At 67.5% G+C, this 17,172-nt stretch carries 16 protein-coding genes and 1 pseudogene; 10 read left to right on the top strand and 7 right to left on the bottom strand.

Annotation, left to right across the window (positions count from 1 at the left end; translation table 11 throughout):
* Positions 1 to 2: 2 nt before the first annotated feature.
* Positions 3 to 2,213 carry a 1,4-alpha-glucan branching protein GlgB gene (glgB, locus tag AC5Y4Q_RS15995; RefSeq protein WP_499959615.1) on the top strand — a complete coding sequence of 737 codons (2,211 nt, stop codon included), beginning with the start codon at positions 3 to 5 and terminating at the stop codon, positions 2,211 to 2,213.
* Here glgB and AC5Y4Q_RS15990 read toward each other — a convergent pair.
* Together AC5Y4Q_RS15990 and AC5Y4Q_RS15985 are read right to left on the bottom strand one after the other, a co-directional pair.
* A complete protein-coding gene (locus AC5Y4Q_RS15990; RefSeq protein ID WP_064921362.1) occupies positions 2,210 to 3,109 on the bottom strand; it encodes a tetratricopeptide repeat protein in 900 nt (299 codons plus the stop codon). The two genes, glgB and AC5Y4Q_RS15990, sit on opposite strands and share 4 nt — an antisense overlap.
* A 156-nt stretch (positions 3,110 to 3,265) precedes the next feature.
* Positions 3,266 to 4,447 carry an acetyl-CoA C-acetyltransferase gene (locus AC5Y4Q_RS15985; protein ID WP_125225984.1) on the bottom strand — a complete coding sequence of 394 codons (1,182 nt, stop codon included), beginning with the start codon at positions 4,445 to 4,447 and terminating at the stop codon, positions 3,266 to 3,268.
* Positions 4,448 to 4,530: 83 nt separating this feature from the next.
* On the opposite strand from AC5Y4Q_RS15985, the gene mce reads away from it, so the two are divergent.
* A complete protein-coding gene (gene mce, locus AC5Y4Q_RS15980) occupies positions 4,531 to 5,031 on the top strand; it encodes a methylmalonyl-CoA epimerase (RefSeq protein ID WP_064921360.1) in 501 nt (166 codons plus the stop codon).
* Between the two features lie 10 nt (positions 5,032 to 5,041).
* Here the strand turns inward: mce and AC5Y4Q_RS15975 are convergent, their stop codons facing one another.
* From AC5Y4Q_RS15975 to nucS, 3 genes and pseudogenes are all read right to left on the bottom strand, one after another.
* Positions 5,042 to 5,317 carry an Rv1322 family protein gene (locus AC5Y4Q_RS15975; protein ID WP_064921359.1) on the bottom strand — a complete coding sequence of 92 codons (276 nt, stop codon included), beginning with the start codon at positions 5,315 to 5,317 and terminating at the stop codon, positions 5,042 to 5,044.
* A 5-nt stretch (positions 5,318 to 5,322) separates the two neighbouring features.
* Positions 5,323 to 6,416, bottom strand: a pseudogene (locus AC5Y4Q_RS15970) (NADH:flavin oxidoreductase).
* Positions 6,417 to 6,461: 45 nt separating this feature from the next.
* Positions 6,462 to 7,133 (bottom strand): endonuclease NucS, encoded by a 672-nt coding sequence (nucS, locus tag AC5Y4Q_RS15965; RefSeq protein ID WP_064921357.1) that lies wholly within the window; start codon positions 7,131 to 7,133, stop codon positions 6,462 to 6,464.
* Between the two features lie 46 nt (positions 7,134 to 7,179).
* Here nucS and AC5Y4Q_RS15960 point away from each other — a divergent pair, with 46 nt between their 5' ends.
* Entirely contained in the window at positions 7,180 to 8,784 is a 1,605-nt protein-coding gene (locus AC5Y4Q_RS15960; protein WP_064921356.1) for an adenylate/guanylate cyclase domain-containing protein, read from the top strand.
* Positions 8,785 to 8,790: 6 nt separating this feature from the next.
* Here the strand turns inward: AC5Y4Q_RS15960 and glsA are convergent, their stop codons facing one another.
* Complete coding sequence (gene glsA, locus AC5Y4Q_RS15955) at positions 8,791 to 10,065, bottom strand: glutaminase A (protein ID WP_064921355.1); 1,275 nt, start codon at positions 10,063 to 10,065, stop codon at positions 8,791 to 8,793.
* A gap of 93 nt (positions 10,066 to 10,158) precedes the next feature.
* Here glsA and AC5Y4Q_RS15950 point away from each other — a divergent pair, with 93 nt between their 5' ends.
* The 7 genes from AC5Y4Q_RS15950 to AC5Y4Q_RS15920 all read left to right on the top strand — a co-directional run bounded on the left by AC5Y4Q_RS15950 (position 10,159) and on the right by AC5Y4Q_RS15920 (position 15,870).
* Complete coding sequence (locus AC5Y4Q_RS15950; RefSeq protein ID WP_125225986.1) at positions 10,159 to 11,658, top strand: DNA-3-methyladenine glycosylase 2 family protein; 1,500 nt, start codon at positions 10,159 to 10,161, stop codon at positions 11,656 to 11,658.
* Positions 11,655 to 12,146 carry a methylated-DNA--[protein]-cysteine S-methyltransferase gene (locus tag AC5Y4Q_RS15945; protein WP_064921353.1) on the top strand — a complete coding sequence of 164 codons (492 nt, stop codon included), beginning with the start codon at positions 11,655 to 11,657 and terminating at the stop codon, positions 12,144 to 12,146. Before AC5Y4Q_RS15950 ends, AC5Y4Q_RS15945 begins: the two co-directional genes overlap by 4 nt.
* 48 nt (positions 12,147 to 12,194) lie before the next feature.
* On the top strand, positions 12,195 to 12,539 hold the full coding sequence (locus AC5Y4Q_RS15940) for a hypothetical protein (RefSeq protein WP_125225987.1): 345 nt from the start codon (positions 12,195 to 12,197) through the stop codon (positions 12,537 to 12,539).
* Between the two features lie 6 nt (positions 12,540 to 12,545).
* Positions 12,546 to 13,721 (top strand): hypothetical protein, encoded by a 1,176-nt coding sequence (locus AC5Y4Q_RS15935; protein WP_235664013.1) that lies wholly within the window; start codon positions 12,546 to 12,548, stop codon positions 13,719 to 13,721.
* 11 nt (positions 13,722 to 13,732) lie between these two features.
* A complete protein-coding gene (locus AC5Y4Q_RS15930; RefSeq protein WP_125225988.1) occupies positions 13,733 to 14,293 on the top strand; it encodes an LpqN/LpqT family lipoprotein in 561 nt (186 codons plus the stop codon).
* Positions 14,293 to 15,024, top strand: coding sequence for a hypothetical protein (locus AC5Y4Q_RS15925; protein WP_125225989.1), 732 nt, complete (start codon positions 14,293 to 14,295; stop codon positions 15,022 to 15,024). The genes AC5Y4Q_RS15930 and AC5Y4Q_RS15925 overlap by 1 nt, the downstream gene beginning before the upstream one ends.
* Before the next feature lie 366 nt (positions 15,025 to 15,390).
* Complete coding sequence (locus AC5Y4Q_RS15920) at positions 15,391 to 15,870, top strand: hypothetical protein (RefSeq protein ID WP_419179770.1); 480 nt, start codon at positions 15,391 to 15,393, stop codon at positions 15,868 to 15,870.
* Here the strand turns inward: AC5Y4Q_RS15920 and AC5Y4Q_RS15915 are convergent.
* On the bottom strand, positions 15,867 to 17,033 hold the full coding sequence (locus tag AC5Y4Q_RS15915; RefSeq protein WP_235664014.1) for a PE-PPE domain-containing protein: 1,167 nt from the start codon (positions 17,031 to 17,033) through the stop codon (positions 15,867 to 15,869). The genes AC5Y4Q_RS15920 and AC5Y4Q_RS15915 overlap by 4 nt on opposite strands.
* Positions 17,034 to 17,172: the final 139 nt, after the last annotated feature.

Below are 17,172 nucleotides of genomic sequence, written 5' to 3'. Positions count from 1 at the left end.
ACATGATGACCCGACACCTCGCGCCCGAACGCGCGGACTTGGCGCGGCTGTTCGCCGGTGAGCACCACGATCCGCATGCGGTCCTGGGCGCTCACGAATATGGTGACCACACCGTGGTTCGGGTGCTGCGGCCCCGCGCACGCCACATCGTGGTGCTCGTCGGTGCTGACCGGTTCCCGATGCGCCACCTCGGTTCCGGACTGTTCGCGGCAGCCCTGCCGCTGACCGACCTGGCCGACTACCGCCTCGAGGTGCATTACCCCGACGCCGCGCAGTTCGCCGAGCCCACCGGAATCCACACGGTCGCGGACGGTTACCGCTTCGCCCCGACCCTGGGCGAGATCGACCTGCACCTGTTCGCCGAAGGCCGCCATGAACAGCTCTGGGAGGTGATGGGCGCTCATCACCGCACGGTCGCAACGCCCCGCGGCGAGGTGTCCGGCGTGTCGTTCGCGGTGTGGGCGCCCAACGCCACCGGCGTCGGCCTGATCGGTGACTTCAACGGCTGGGACAGCAATGACGCACCGTTGCGGGCGTTGGGGTCTTCCGGAGTCTGGGAAGTGTTCTGGCCCGACTTCCCCGCCGACGGCTTATACAAGTTCCGTATCCACGGCGCCGACGGCACCGTCAGCGACCGTGCCGATCCGTTCGCCTTCGCCACCGAGGTGCCCCCGCGAACCGCGTCGCGGGTAACCCGCAGCGACTACTCCTGGAACGACGCCGACTGGATGGCGCAGCGCGCCCGGCGAGACCCGGTGACCGAGCCGATGAGCACCTACGAGGTGCACCTGGGCTCCTGGCGGCCGGGCCTCGACTATCGTCGTCTCGCCGTAGAGCTGACCGAATACGTTGTGCAGCATGGTTTCACACACGTAGAGCTGTTGCCGGTTGCCGAGCACCCTTTCGGCGGGTCGTGGGGCTACCAGGTGACGTCGTACTACGCCCCGACGGCACGCTTCGGCACGCCGGACGATTTCCGGGCGTTGGTCGATGCCCTGCACCGTGCCGGTGTCGGTGTGATTGTGGACTGGGTGCCGGCGCACTTCCCCAAGGATGACTGGGCACTCGGGCGCTTCGACGGCACCCCGCTCTACGAGCACGCTGATCCGCGACGCGGTGAACAGCTCGACTGGGGCACCTACGTCTTCGACTTCGGCCGGCCGGAGGTGCGCAACTTTCTGGTGGCCAATGCGCTGTACTGGCTGACCGAGTTTCACGTCGACGGGCTGCGGGTGGACGCGGTGGCATCGATGCTCTACCTGGACTATTCCCGGCCGGAGGGCGGCTGGACCCCCAACGTCTACGGCGGCCGGGAGAACCTGGAGGCGGTGCAGTTCCTGCAGGAGCTGAACGCGACGGCCCACCGGGTCGCGCCGGGCATCGTGACCATCGCCGAGGAATCCACCTCTTGGCCGGGCGTCACCCGCGACACCAGCCTTGGCGGCCTTGGCTTTTCGATGAAGTGGAATATGGGCTGGATGCACGACACGCTGGCCTATCTCGGTCATGACCCGGTGCACCGCAGCTACCACCACCACAACATGACGTTTTCCATGCTCTACGCCTACAGCGAGAACTTCGTGCTGCCGATCAGCCACGACGAGGTAGTGCACGGCAAGGGCACGCTGTGGTCGCGGATGCCCGGCGACGACTATCGCAAGGCGGCGGGGCTGCGCACCCTGCTGGCCTATCAGTGGGCACACCCCGGCAAACAGTTGCTGTTCATGGGTCAGGAGTTCGGGCAGCGCAGCGAATGGTGCAACGAGCGCGGCGTCGACTGGTTCCAGCTCGACCCGGAACGCGAGGCCGACGGCTACTCCGCCGGCATCTTGCGCTTGGTCGGCGACATCAACGCCCATTACCGTGCGCTGCCCGCCCTGTGGAGTCAGGACGCCGACCCGCGCGGCTACTCCTGGATCGACGCCAACGACTCCGCCAATAACGTGCTGAGCTTTCTGCGCTATGGCTCCGATGGTTCAGTGCTGGCTTGCGTGTTCAACTTCGCCGGGGTTGAACACACCGACTACCACCTGGGGCTGCCGAGCGCGGGCCGGTGGCGGGAGGTACTCAACACCGATGCGGTGGCCTACCGGGGGTCGGGGGCGGGCAACCTGGGCGGGGTGCAGGCCACCGACGACCCGTGGCACGGCCGGCCCGCCTCGGCAGTGCTGGTGCTGCCGGCCCTGTCCGCCCTGTGGCTGGCGCCGGCCTAATACAGCGCGTTGGCCAGGTTGCGCCGGCCGGCGACCACTTCCGGGTCCGCCGGGTCGAATAGCTCGAACAGCTCGACCAGCCGGGTCCGCACCGTGCTGCGCTCGTCGCCGGAGGTCCGTCGCACCAATCCGATCAGCCGATCGAAGGCCGCGGTGACGTCCTGGTTGAGGATCTGCACGTCGGCGGCGGCGAAGGCGGCCTCGATGTCGTCCGGGGCGGCGTCGGCCAGCGCGGGCGCATCCGGCTGGCGGGCGGTCGCCCGCTCCAGGAAGGTGAGCTGGCGCAGCGCCGCCTTAGCTTCGCCGTGGTTGGGGTCGGCATCCAGCAGCGCCTGATAGGAGTCGCGGGCCGCACTGAAGTCACCGGCGTCGAGTTGTTCGCGGGCCTGCGCCAGCGCCGGGTCGACCTGGGCCGGCTGCTCGGCATCGCCGCCGCCGGTGAGCTTGCCCGCGGTGGCGGACACCAGCGAGTCCACCCAGCGGCGCAGTTGGTCGGGGGGCTGCACGCCCTGAAAGCTGGTGATCGGCTGGCCGGCGGCCAGGGCCACCACGGTGGGCACCGCGTCCACACCGAACACCTGGGCCACCCGCGGAGCGACGTCGACATTGACGGTGGCCAGCGACCACGTGCCGCCGTCGCTGGTGGCCAGACCGGCCAGGGTGTCGGCTAGCTGGACGCAGGCGTCGCTGCGCGGCGACCACAGCAGGACCACCACCGGCACCTGGTTGGATCGGACCAGGACTTGCTCTTCGAAATTGGCCTCGGTGATCTCGGTGGCGCCCGGCGGAGCCGAACCGTCCGCACCGGCACCGCTGGTCTGCGCCGACTGCTTGAGACCGGACAAATCCACTGCTCCGGCCAACGCGGGGCCGATCGGGGGTCGAGGACGAGTCACGCCGTCAAGTGTGTCACGCCGCCGCGGCCACGGCGCCGATGGCTGATTCCGGGCCGGTGCAACCACTGCTCGCGCCTAGTATGACCAAAATCACACCCCGATTTCGACGGCGCGAATACCGCCGCTCCAGCAACCTACGCAACCGTAGGGACACCGTTATCCGGCACGCAGAATCAGCGCGTCACCCTGGCCGCCGGCACCGCACAACGCGGCCACCGCGTAGCCCGAGCCGCGCCGCTTGAGCTCGAGGGCGGCGTGCAGCGTGATCCGCGCGCCGGACATCCCGATCGGATGCCCGACCGCGATCGCCCCGCCATGGGTGTTGACGACCTCGGGATTCACCCCGAGCTCCCGGGTGGAGGCCAGCGACACCGCAGCGAAAGCCTCGTTGATCTCGACCACGTCGAGCTGGTCGACCGAGATGCCCTCGCGGGCGATGGCCATCTTGATGGCGTTGGCCGGCTGAGATTGCAGGGTCGAATCCGGCCCGGCCACCACGCCGTGTGCGCCGATCTCACACAACCAGTCCAGTCCCAGCTCCTGCGCCTTGGCTTTGCTCATCACCACCACAGCGGCCGCACCGTCGGAGATCTGCGACGACGAGCCCGCGGTGATGGTGCCGTCCTTACGGAACGCCGGCTTGAGCCCGGCCAGCGAGTCGGCCGTGGTGTTGGCGCGAATGCCTTCGTCCTCGGTGAACTCCAGCGGATCCCCCTTGCGCTGCGGGATCTTCACGGGCACCACCTCGTCGGCGAACACGCCGTCCTTCCACGCGGCAGCGGCCTTGCGGTGCGATTCGGCCGCGAACTCGTCCTGCTCGGCGCGGGTGAACTTGTCGGTGTCGTTGCGCTGCTCGGTGAGCGCACCCATCGGCTGGTCGGTGAACACATCATGCAGGCCGTCGTAGGCGAGGTGGTCCAGCACGGTCACGTCGCCGTACTTGTAGCCCGACCGGCTGTCCATCAGCAGATGCGGGGCCTTGGACATCGACTCCTGGCCGCCGGCCACCACCACGTCGAATTCGCCGGCGCGGATCAGCTGGTCAGCCATGGCGATGGCGTTGATCCCCGACAGACACATCTTGTTGATGGTCAGCGTCGGGACGTCCCAGCCGATGCCCGCACCCACCGCCGCCTGCCGGGCCGGCATCTGGCCCGCTCCCGCGGTCAGCACCTGGCCCATGATCACGTACTGCACCAGCGAGGCCGGCACCTTCGCCTTCTCCAACGCCCCGGCGATGGCGATCGCACCCAGGTCGCTGCCGGAGAAATCCTTCAGCGAACCCATCAGCTTGCCGATCGGGGTCCGTGCTCCAGCAACGATCACCGATGTCGTCATGACTACCTCCCAGGCGGGTGTGGGTGGCCGATCTAGGCGGATCGGCGCAGCGCGATATTTCCGCTCAGGTTACCGTTGCTCTTATGACGACCGAATCCGTCGCTGACTCTTTCGAGGTCCGTCCCGCCCTGGCTTCGGCGCTGGTGACGGCGATCGACCACGTCGGCATCGCCGTGCCGGACCTGGAAGCGGCCAAGAAGTGGTACCACGACCAGCTCGGCATGATCGTGCTGCACGAGGAGGTCAACGAGGAGCAGGGCATCGTCGAGGCGATGCTGGCGGTGCGCGGCGCCCCGGTCGGCAGTGCCCAGCTTCAGCTGATGGCCCCGATCGACGAGACGTCGACGATCGCGAAGTTCCTGGACAAGCGTGGCCCGGGGCTGCAGCAGCTCGCCTATCGGACCAGTGACATCGACGCGCTCTCTGAGCGGCTGCGTGAGCAGGGTGTGCGGCTGCTCTACGACGCTCCGCGGCGGGGCACATCGAACTCCCGGATCAACTTCATCCACCCCAAGGACGCCGGCGGGGTGCTGGTCGAGTTGGTCGAGCCGGCCTCCGACGCCAAGGCCGCCGCAGCGCACTGACCCCCGGCGATCACGACCACTTGCGGGTCGGAGCCCGGGTGGCGCGATGCGCCCAGCACGGCGTGTGCCAGTGCCGTCGGTCCTCTCCCTGGGTGGAGTCGGCGCGCCACACCGCCACGTGCGCGATGCCGGTGCGAATCTCGTGATCGCATCCGGGACACCGGTAGACCTTGACGGCCCGCGAGCCCGCGATCGCAGCCACGACGTACTCATACCCGTCGGGTCCGGTCTCGATGCGCTGCGAGAGCGGCAACGGCCGGGGTGACGGGCTCCGGCGACGAGCCATACCGGTCAGGCCAGCCCAGCCAGGGCGACAGCGGCGTCGTACCCGCCGAACCCGTCCAGCTCCCCCCGGCGAAGACGGTTGACCCAGGTCGGGTCGGCAAGCAGGGCCCGTCCGATCGCCACAACATCGAACTCCCCGGCTTCGAACTGCTCGACCAGTCGGTCGACGGGAGCAGGTTGGATCACCTCGCCCCGTTTTTCGCTGCGGAACTGCGTCTCCAGCCCGACCGATCCGACCGCGATGACCGGCACCCCGGTGACCTTCTTGGTCCATCCGGCCAGGCTCAGGTCCGCGTCATGGTCGGGGAACGCCGCAACGTAGTGCCGGCGCGTTGAGGGGTGCAGCACGTCGACACCCGCCTCGACCAACGGCGTCAGCAGTTCCTGCAACTGGCTCGGGTCGTCGGCGATAGTCGCGCTGTAGTCGGTGCCCTTCCACTGCGAAAAGCGCAAGATGACCGGATACTCCGGACCCACCGCGGCACGTACCGCGGCGATCACCTCGGCCGGGAACCGGGTCCGCGCGGCCAGCGTTCCGCCATAGCCGTCGGTGCGCCGATTTGTTCGCTCCCAGAAGAATTGGTCCAACAGGTAGCCGTGCGCCCCGTGGATCTCGACCGCGTCGAAGCCGATGTCTCGCGCGGTGGCGGCACTGCGCGCATACAGCTCCGAGACCACGGGGAGTTCGTCGGTCCGCAGCGCCCGGCCGCGTGGCTCACCGCGCCCGTCGATACCCGACGGGCCGACCGGCACCACACCGTCAGCATCGTCGCGCTGCACGCCCTGGTGCCACAGCTGGGCGGCGATCGTGGCACCTTCGGCGTGCACGGCATCGACCACCCGGGTCCACCCGGCGAGCACGTCGTCGCCGGCGATCGTCGGCACGCTGAACGGGTAGCCGGCGGCCGGGTCAGGCAGCCGGATACCTTCGGTGATGATCAGGCCGACACCGCCGGCGGCGCGCCGCCGGTAGTACTCGGCGACGTCGGGGCCGGGATTCCGCCGGGCGATGCCTGCCGGGTCATCGGCGCCATCGCGAAGCGATTCGGCACGGTAAGCGCGCGCACCGTCAGCGGCTGGAACAGATCATCGATTGCCATGGACGGCTCCAACGTGCACGTTTTGCCCTCTATTCCGCCCGGTAATCAGAACAGGCGGTATTCGTCGCTGTTCATGCCGCGCATCGCATCGTAATCCAATGTCAGACAACGAATACCGCGATCGGTTGCCAGCGTGCGGGCCTGCGGTTTGATCTGCTGGGCGGCGAACACACCGCTCACCGGCGCGAGCAGCGTGTCCCGGTTGAGCAGTTCCAGATAACGGGTTAGCTGCTCGACACCATCGATCTCGCCGCGCCGTTTGATCTCCACAGCGACCGACCGTCCCTGGGCGTCCCGGCAGAGCAGATCCACCGGGCCGATCGCGGTCATGTACTCCCGGCGCACCAGGGAGTAGCCCTCGCCGAGCAGCTCGACGTGCTCGGCGAGCAGCGCCTGCAGTTGAGCTTCCACACCGTCTTTCACCAGTCCCGGGTCGACACCGAGCTCGTGGCTGGAGTCGTGTTCGATCTCTTCGATGGTGATCCGCAACTGGTCACCGCTCTTATTTGCCACCACCCACACCGGGAACTCGCCGCCGGCTTCCTCGGTGAGCCGGCATGGCGGGCTCATCCAGTTCAGCGGCTTATAGGCACGGTCGTCGGCATGCACACTGACCGATCCGTCGGCCTTGAGCAGCAGCAGCCGGCGAGCCGACGGCAGGTGCGCGGTGAGCCGGCCGACGTAGTCGACGGTGCATCGGGCGATCACGAGTCGCATCCGAACCACCTTAGGCGCAGCCCCGAGGAATTATTCTTACGCCACGATGAAGCCGCCAAAGACGACCGCGCAACGGCTGGGCCGGATCCTGGAGCTGCTGACCCGCCAGAGCGGCCGGCTCCCGGAGACACCCGAATACGGCTCCTGGTTGCTGGGCAGGGTCTCGGAAAGCCAGTACCTGCGCAGGATTCGCATCCAGTTCATCATGACGGTGGTCATCGTGGTGACCAATCTGCTCGGGATCGGCGTGGCGGTAATGCTGGTGACGGTGGCCTTCCCGACGCCCAGCGTGTTCGCCGATGCCCCGGCATGGCTGACCTATGGGGTCGTTCCGGCCTACGTGGTGATCGCGATGGTCTTCGGCACCTACTGGATCACGCGGCGCACCATCATGATGTTGCGCTGGGCGATCAAGGAGCAACAACCCAGCCGGGTGGATGAGCGCAACGCCTTCCTGGCGCCCTGGCGGGTGTCGCAGGTCGTGCTCGCGCTCTGGGGCGTGGCTGCGGTGCTGTTCACCTTGCTCTACGGGTTGGAGAACAGCATCTTCATTCCGATCGTGGCGTTCACCGTGGGCATCTGCGGCATCCAGGTCGCCACGGCCTGCTACTTGTTCACCGAGTTCGCGCTGCGGCCGGTGGCCGCGCAGGCACTCGCCGCCGGGCGGCCGCCGCGACGGTTCGTCTCGGGCATCATGGGCCGCACCATGATGGTGTGGTTGCTCAGCTCGGGTGTTCCGGTCCTGGGCATCGCACTGACGGCGATGTTCGCGTTGGTGTTGAAAAACCTCACCATGACCCAGTTCGGCATTGCGGTACTGATCATTTCGGTTGCGACCCTGGTGTTCGGATTCCTACTGATGTGGATTCTGTCCTGGCTCACCGCTGCTCCGGTGCGGGTAGTGCGGGCCGCGCTCAAGCGCGTCGAACAAGGCAACCTGCGCGGCGATCTGGTGGTGTTCGACGGCACCGAACTCGGTGAGCTGCAGAGCGGTTTCAACGCGATGGTGCACGGGTTACGCGAGCGCGAACGGGTGCGTGATCTGTTCGGGCGCCATGTCGGGCGCGAGGTCGCCGCCGCCGCCGAACGCGACCGAATCCAACTGGGCGGCGAAGAACGCCATGTCGCAGTCCTTTTCGTCGATATCGTCGGCTCGACGCAGATCGTGACCGCCAAGGCGGCGACCGAGGTCGTCACCTTGCTCAACCGGTTCTTCGCGGTGGTCGTCGACGAGGTGGATCGCCATCGCGGACTGATCAACAAGTTCGAGGGTGATGCCACCCTGGCGATCTTCGGCGCGCCGAACCACCTCGATCAGCCCGAAGATGAAGCGCTGGCCGCCGCTCGCGGGATTCTGTATCGACTGGCCGATGAGGTGCCGGAGATCCGGGCCGGTATCGGCGTGGCGTCCGGACAGGTCGTCGCCGGAAATGTCGGCGCCAAAGAACGTTTCGAATACACCGTCATCGGCGAACCGGTCAACGAAGCCGCTCGGTTGTGTGAGTTGGCCAAAACCCGGCACCTCCCGCTCTTGACCACGGCGCAGACGATGTTGGCCTCCAGCGTCGGTGAGCAGGCGCATTGGGTGCTGGGCGATTCGGTGGTGCTGCGCGGATATGACCAGCCCACCCTGCTGGCCGGTCCGCTGTAGCCGGCGCTATCCGGCCCGCTGCTCCGTCGAGGCGAGCGCATCCTCGATCGTGGCGAATACCAGCGCGTCGTAGGCTGCCGGGTCGGGTGTGACCGCGCCGGCGGGATCGACGAGCAGACCTTGCTTGCCGAGGCCTTGCAGATCGTTGGCCAGCCCGGCGAGCAGGGCGCGGGCCGGATCGCTGATCGTATGCAGGCGCGAGACGTCCAGGATCGCGGTGTCGAAGTCGGCGCATTCGCGGGTGGCGGTGCGGGCCACCTGTTCGGCTCCGGCGAACAGCAGATCGCCGTGCACCTCGTAGACGCGGACGCCGGGTCGCGGCGTGTACACGCCGCGAATCGCTGCATGGGCTTCGCTGCTCACGGTCAGAAAGTGCAGACCCAGCTGTTGGGAAAGGCTGCGGCACACCAGTACCCCACGCACACTGTTGCCCTTGGCATCGATCCGCGGCGAATAGACGCCGATCCCGAGCTGGCCGGGCAGCACCGCCACAATGCCACCGGCCACACCGCTCTTGGCCGGCATACCGACCGCGCTGACCCACTCGCCGGCGGCGTCGTACATCCCGCAGGTCACCATCACCGACAGCGTGCGCCGCACCACCGCCGCGTCGGTCACCTGCCGGCCGGTCAGCGGGTTGAACCCGCCCCGCGCCAGCGTCGCGGCCATCCGGGCCAGATCGGTGCTGGTCACCTTCAGCGAGCACTGCCGGATGTAGACATCAAGGGCGTCGTCGGGGTCAGCGCCGAGCGCGCCGAAACTGTCCAGCAGATAGGCGATCCCGCGATTGCGGCTGCCGCTGGCCTTCTCGGAGCGGTAGACGTCCTCGTCGAAGTCCAGGCCGCGACCGGCGCAGGCGCTGTAGAACTCGCGGATCAGCCCGAATCGGTCGTCGGCGGATTTGCCCGGGATCAAGGAGCACGCCACGATCGCGCCGGCGTTGATCATCGGGTTTTTCGGAACATTGGTGACCTGATCGACGCTGATCCTGTTGAATCCCTCACCGGAGGGCTCCACCCCGACCCGCGCATCGACATCGGCTTGCCCCAGCTGGTCGAGCGCCAGGGCGTAGGTGAACGGTTTTGATATCGACTGCATCGTGAATTGCACACCGGCATCGCCGGATTCGTAGACGTGACCGTCCGAGGACGACAGTGACAGTCCGAAGCCCGTCGGGTCGACCCGGGACAGCTCGGGAATGTAGCTGGCCAGGGCGCCGACACTCACGTCGGCATGCTCGGCGAGGATCCCGTCCAAGTACCGCTGTACCAGTGCCGTCACGCCCAGATGGTAGCCCCGGGGGCGCCGCCGGTCGGGCACTATCGTGTCGCATTTCCGCTAGTGTCATCGGCCGGCGCGTGCCATGGTTACAACGTGCACGAGGACTTCGACCGCTGCTACCGTGCCGTGCAGTCCAGCGACGCCCGCTTCGACGGCTGGTTCTACACGGCCGTGCTGAGCACCGGGATCTATTGCCGGCCCAGTTGCCCGGTGCGCCCGCCCCTGGCGCGCAACGTGCGGTTCTACCCCAGCGCGGCGGCGGCGCACCGGGCCGGCTTCCGGGCCTGCAAACGTTGCCGACCGGATGCCGCGCCGGGTTCTCCGGAATGGAACATCCGCGGCGACGTCGTCGGCCGGGCGATGCGCTTGATCGCCGACGGCACGGTCGACCGGGAGGGGGTGGCCGGCCTTGCCGGCCACCTCGGCTACTCCGCCCGCCAGTTGCAGCGCCTGCTGCAGGACGAGGTCGGGGCCGGGCCGCTGGCCTTGGCCCGTGCTCAACGGGCGCAGACGGCCCGGGTCTTGATCGAGACCACGGGGCTGCCGTTGGGCGACGTGGCGTTCGCGGCGGGCTTCGCCAGCATCCGGCAGTTCAACGACACCGTCCGCGCCGTGTACGCCGCCACCCCGACAGCATTGCGGCAACGGGCAGTCACCCGGCCGAGCATCGTGTCCGACCAGAACGCTCCGGGAGCCCTGACGCTGCGGCTGCCGGTGCGCACCCCGTTCGCGTTCGAAGGCGTCTTCGGCCATCTGGCGGCCTGCGCGGTTCCCGGTTGCGAAGAGGTACGCGGGGGTGCCTACCGGCGCACGCTGCGCTTACCGCACGGCAACGGCATAGTCGGCTTGAGTCCGGCCGCCGATCATGTCCGATGCCGGCTGGTGCTCGAGGATTTCCGGGACCTCACCGCCGCCATCACCCGCTGCCGGCGGCTGCTGGATCTCGACGCCGATCCCGAAGCGGTCGTCGACGCCCTCACCGATGACCCCGCATTGGCGCCGCTCGTGAAAAAGGCGCCGGGTCAACGTATTCCACGGACGGTCGATGAGGCCGAACTGGCGGTGCGGGCCGTGCTCAGCCAGCAGGTGTCGATCAAGGCAGCCCGCACCCACGCCCGCCGGCTGCTGCTTGCCCACGGGGAGCAGATCGACGATCCGGCCGGCGGACTGACACACGTCTTTCCGTCGGTGGAGCGCCTCGCCGGCATCGATCCCGACCAGCTCGCGCTCCCGGGGGCGCGTCGGCGCACGCTGCTTGCCCTGGTCGCGAAGCTGGCCGACGGCGACATCGCCCTGGGCGCGGGCTGCGATTGGGACCGGGCCCGGCACACGCTGCTGGAAGTTCCCGGGGTGGGCGCCTGGACGGCGGAGGTCATCGCCATGCGCGCCCTGGGCGATCCCGATGCGTTCCCGGTAACCGACCTGGGCGTGCAGGTGGCCGCCCGGCAGTTGGGGCTGCCGGAACAGCCGCGGGCGCTGACCCGCCACGCTGCCCGCTGGCGTCCGTGGCGGTCGTATGCCACCCAGCAGCTGTGGGCCGCGCTCGATCACGCCGTCAACGACTGGCCCCCGACGTCCAAGGAGATCGCATGACCTGCCAACGCACCATCGACAGCCCGATCGGGCCGCTCACCCTGGCCGGCAAGGACGGCAAGCTGAGCCATCTGCTGATGCTCGACCACTCCCACGCCCCCGACCGCACCGGCTGGCGACGTGACGACGCCGCATTCCCCGACGTGGTCGAGCAACTCGCGGCGTACTTCGCCGGCGAACTCACCGAGTTCGACCTGACCTACGAGATGGCCGGAACGGAGTTTCAGCGTCGGGTGTGGACCGCATTGCTGACGATCCCCTACGGCCAGACCCGCTCCTATGGGCAGTTGGCCATGCAGATCGGCGCGCCGACGGCCTCGCGGGCGGTCGGGTTGGCCAACGGCCGCAACCCGATCTCGATCATCGTGCCGTGCCACCGCGTCATCGGCAGCAACGGCAGCCTGACCGGCTACGGCGGGGGGATCGACCGCAAACGAGTACTGCTGGATCTGGAGCGACAGCACAGCTGCGCCACGCTGTTCGATTGAGACCGTCGGTGAATTGGCCCGACGTTCCGATACCGTTAGCCTTCTTTCGTGACTACACCGGGGCTTCGCGTCGTGCCCGAAGGGCTGCGCGCGCGGGCGCAGCGCTGCGACGTCCTGGCCGGTCAGGTCGCGGTGACGCTACCGACGGTGGCGGCGCCTTCGTGGCAATCCAGCAGCGCGGCGGCGACGGCCGTCAGCGCCGGTGCGAACCGGGTCGGCATGGTTCTCGGCAGCCGGATGCACGCGACAGCGGCCGAGCTCACCGCGGCGGCGCGCGATTACGAGGCGATGGACGACGGCGGTGCAGCGGCGTTGGCCGCAGTGGGCTCGGGTGCGCCAGGCGGTTCCCCGAGCGGCGACGGCGGAGCCGGCGGGCTTGGCCTACCGAGGTAGCCACCGATGACGCTGAGCAACGGTTGGCCGTCGCTTTCCGTGCTAAGAGCGGCGAGCTGGGAATTCCTCAAGACGTGCGGTGAGAACTGGTCCCGGCTTGCCGACGGCTGGGAGAGTGCGTTCGCCGAAGTTCGCACGGCGTCGATGCGCCCTGGAGGAACAATTTGGGAGGGCAGCGCCGCCCACGGCATGCAGGACCGCACCGCGGCCGATGCGGTCAAGGTACGAACGCCGGCGGATCAGTTGCGGGCAGCCGACGAGATAGCCCAGCGGTGTTACGGCCAGCAGGAGGCGAACAAACAGTCGGTGCTTGCCGCGGTGGAAGCCGCCCTCTCCGACGGTTTCAACGTCGACGACGACTACACCCTCACCGACACGCTGCCCTGCTACAGCCCCACCGCGGAACGCGACGCGCGCGAGCAGGCCGCCGACGGCCACGTCAGCGCGCTCCGCAGCCGCCTCAACAACCTGGTCAACGCCGAGGCCGGGATCGCCCGCGATCTCGCCGCCGCCACCGCCGGGCTGGAGCGCCTCAGCTTCCCAGAAGAAGGCGCTGACGGTGGCGCAGCTGCAGCCGGCCTGCCCCACACGACACTGCCGCGTGACCGTCAAGCGACTTCGCCGCGCACCGAGCCGCAAAGCAGCGCCGCGGGCGAGATACCCGGGTTCGTCCCGCCGCTGAAAGACGTACTGATCGCAGGGGAAGGTGCCATCGCCGGCGGTACTGCCGACGGGGTGCGCCAGGCCGCGCTCAACGTGATCGCAAAGGGCCCCACCACGGGCCCCGGTGCACCTGATCCCGGCTTGTTGAAGTGGTTTAAAGACCCGACGGTCGGCGGCGTTGAGCTGAAGGGCTTCTCCCGAGTTGCTCGGGTGGTTGGAGTGGCCAGTGCGGTCCCGGCGGTGATGTCCGACATTCAGGACGGAAACTCGGTTGCCGAGGCGGTCACGCGCGAGGGTGTCGGCGTCGCGGCGGGTCTCTGGGCGGGCGCTCAACTCGGTGGGTTGGCCGGTTCCGTAGTCCCGGGGGCGGGAACGGCCACCGGAATGGTGGTCGGCGCCGTTGTCGGTGCTGGCACCGCCATGCTGGCGTCCAAGAGCGTCGAAGCGGTGTGGCATCCGGTCACAGATGCGGTGGGTAGCGTCGCGCGTGACGCGAAGTCACTATTCGGATTCGGATAGGCGCGCGGACCGTGCGATTCGATGAGTTTATGGCCCAGAACCGCGTTGCGGTGGCCCCGGTCGACCGGTTCGACGGCTTTGCCATGGACGTGGACGTCCCGCCGAACTGGGAACCGTTCGATTCCGCCGTCGGTATCGGCGTATGGGTCTGCCGCAGCGATCCGCGCATCGACCGGTTCTGCGCCAACGCGGTCTTGACGCTGCATCACGTCGAGGCATCACTCGACGCCGGTGAGGTATTCGCCATGTTGTCCGAGCAGCAGCTGCAGTCGGTACCCGGGTCTCATGGACTGCGCCGGGAACTCGCTGCCGCCACCGAGGGACCCGGTGCATCGGGATTACTCGCGATGCAGATCAGCCACGAACTCGGGATTCTCGACAGCATGTCCCGATCCCGGATCATCACAACCGAACAGGAGACGCTGATCGCGCAGCTGACGGTGACCGCCCTACAAGACTCACCGGTTCCGCGGGAGGACATCTGGCTAGCGGTCCGACCGGTCGCCGCTGGTCGCGCACCCAGCGGCAATGAGGGCGGCGCTCCGGTGGGCAGAACTGGAGACGGCTGCTGATGGCGGCTAGCGGGACGAAAGGTCGATGGGCACGGGTAGTCCGCTACGCCTTCGGCGGTTTCCTCCTGCTATTAGCAATAGCGGACGTCTGGGTCGGATTCCCTTGGTACGGAACGCTTGGCATTGTGTGCGCGGCGCTCGCCATCATCATCCCCCAGCGGCGGATTTTCCGGCCGGGACTTAACCGCACAGGCAGCGAGATCATCTGCCGCTACACCCCCTGGTTCGAGGGAAACGCCTACATGGCCGGCACCGTGATTCCGCTCATGGGTGTGGCTATGGCTGCGGCGGGCCGAGATCCCGGCTATCCAGCGTGGTTTCAGATCGGTGGCATCCTCCTGATGGGTGTCATGCCGTTGGTGTTATTCAGTGCCCTACGCATGTGGCGCCGCTGCCCGCTGTGCATTTCCCCATCGGCGTTGGCTCTGCGGCCGGCCACGCCGGGCTCTAAGTGGACGGAAATCCGGCGCGAGCAGGTCGAGTCGATCACCCCCAAGATCGTCCCTAATCCGGTGAACGGCCAGTCGTTGCAGACCGAAATCGCCTACCGCACCGGAGGTTCGGAGCGCACTGACATCCAGACGGTTCTACTCGGCCTGCACCTGACCGTCCAGCCGATCAACCTCGCCAACGCACTTGTCGCATGGAAAGACGCCACCGACGACGACCCCGACGCACTCCTCGACCGAATCGATCAGATCCTCCGCGGTCACTCGGACGTTGGCGCGTAACCACATGGCACACTCCGCTCTGGAATCGGACGTACTGATCATGCCGCTGAGCATGCCTCAGCGTCGCGCGCCGACCGGCGACCATGGCTACACCCCGATGGGGAGAACGCGGGAGGACCGGCCGTGACAACTTGCGAGACAAGGGGCCCATGGGGGCCGGCGCTGCGATACGCCTTTGCAGCAGCGCTGTGCCTGTTGTTGCCGGTGGCCATGTGGGCGGGACTGCAGTGGTATTGGTCTGTTGTCAATCTCTGCACGGCGCTACTTATTGCATATGGTCAGCGTCGGATTTTCCGTCCAGGGCTCCGCCGCACAGCCGACGAGATCATCTGCCGCTACACCCCCTGGTTCGAGGGAAACGCCTACATGGTCATCGTCGTGATCCCGCTCATGGGGGTCGCCGGGACTGCGGCCGGACGCGAGCCAAGCAATCCGGCATGGCTTCGGTTCGTCGGCGTCCTGCTGATGGGCGTCATGCCATTGGCGGTAGTCAGTGTGCTACGCATGTGGCGCCGGTGCCCGCTCTGCATCAGCTCGTCGGCGTTGGCCCTACGGTCAGCCCTCCCCGGGTCAAAGTGGACCGAAATCCGCCGCGAGAACATCGAGTCGATCACTCCCAAGACCGTCCCAAACCCGGTCAACGGCCAGTCGCTACAATCCGAGATCGCCTACCACACCGCGGATTCGGACAACACCGACGTCCAGACGGTCCTGCTCGGCCTGCACCTGACCGTCCAGCCGATCAACCTCGCCAACGCACTCGTCGCCTGGAAAGACGCCGCCAACGAAGACCCCGACGCGCTGTTGGATCGGATCGAACAAATTCTCCGAGGCAAAACCGCTTAGCCGAGTAGATCGACCGGCTCAGGCATCTCGTACGGGGTGGTGTCGGTGAACGCCGTCAGGAAGTTGAACAGGCCGGTCAGGGCCTCCTCCAGCGACGGGTGCGGGGAGTCGAGGTAGCCCGCGAGGTATCCCTCGTTAACGATTCCGGCCAGCGACGGGTTCTCCTGCAGCGAGTAAATCGTGTAGGTGTCCGGGTCGAACAAGCTGGCGATGGAGTTGTTGATCCCGTCGACTACACCCTTGCCCAAGGCAGTGAGCAGCTCACCGAAATCGATGTCGGGCGGGAACAGCCCCGAGCCCGCCGCCACGTCGACGTCCCCCGGCGGCCAGCCATGGTCGATGCTGCCGTAGCCGAGATTCACCAGGATCCGGGTGACAGGCTCCAGAAGCTCATAGAGCGGCATTCCGACAATCGGCAGCAACTGCAGCGGCGCCAGCAGCGGCAAGATCTCGGAGGGCAGCATGTGGAAGGTGGTCAGCGAGTCAGGGTCCGAGGTCGGCAGCTCGATCGCGTTCGCGATCTGCTCGGGTGTCGCGCTCAGATACACCGAGTGCCCGTAGATGAAGCCCAGCGCAGAGTTGAGGTCCGCCAGCGGGTTGAAGTAGGTCGGCTTGAAAGCGACCGGGTCGTATTCGTAGTTGTAGACGTCGGTGTGATACAGGTCGGTGGGGATGGCGCTGGTAGCCGGCGAGCCGATCAAGACAAACCGCACCAGATCGTTCGACACCTCGTGCTCGGCAAGCCACTGCATCAGCCCCACGGAGATCGAGGAGCTCTGCGAGTAGCCGAACACCACGATCGGATGGTCGGCGTCGACCTCTCCGCTGTTGAGTCGCTCAGCCACCGCATTCTCAAGCATCTGCAGGCCGACCGCGCGCGAGGTGTCGCTGACGTTCTCCGGGGTGAACAGCGACACCAACTCGCCACCGAATCCATGCGGGCTCAAGAACAGATCGTTGACGGCATCGAGGTAGGTCTGCGGCGGCTGCGGGATTCCGGTTCCGCCCATGAGGAACGCCACGCCGTCCCCGAGCGACGTACCGTTGCCCGTCAGGGAGACCGCGGCCGCGTGCGCGCTGGCCACCGGCGATGCCGCCGGGGCGCCTCCGATCAGGGCGGTTGCGAGGCCGGCGATGACGGGAACGCATTGAAAAGCGCGCACTTGGGATCCTCCTGTTAGCCCCCTTAGCCAAGGCTTAACGGTAGAGTCCAGCGGCGGATCCCGCAGCAGAATTGGTCTTTCGACGCCGGACGGCGACGCCGTGCGGGCCTCAGGGCCCACAGCAGCCCGCTCACGATAC

The sequence above is a fragment of the Mycobacterium sp. NGS16 genome (assembly GCF_059813225.1).
Note: the sequence above shows the minus strand (reverse complement) of the source record. Positions and strands in the feature narration are given on the sequence as shown.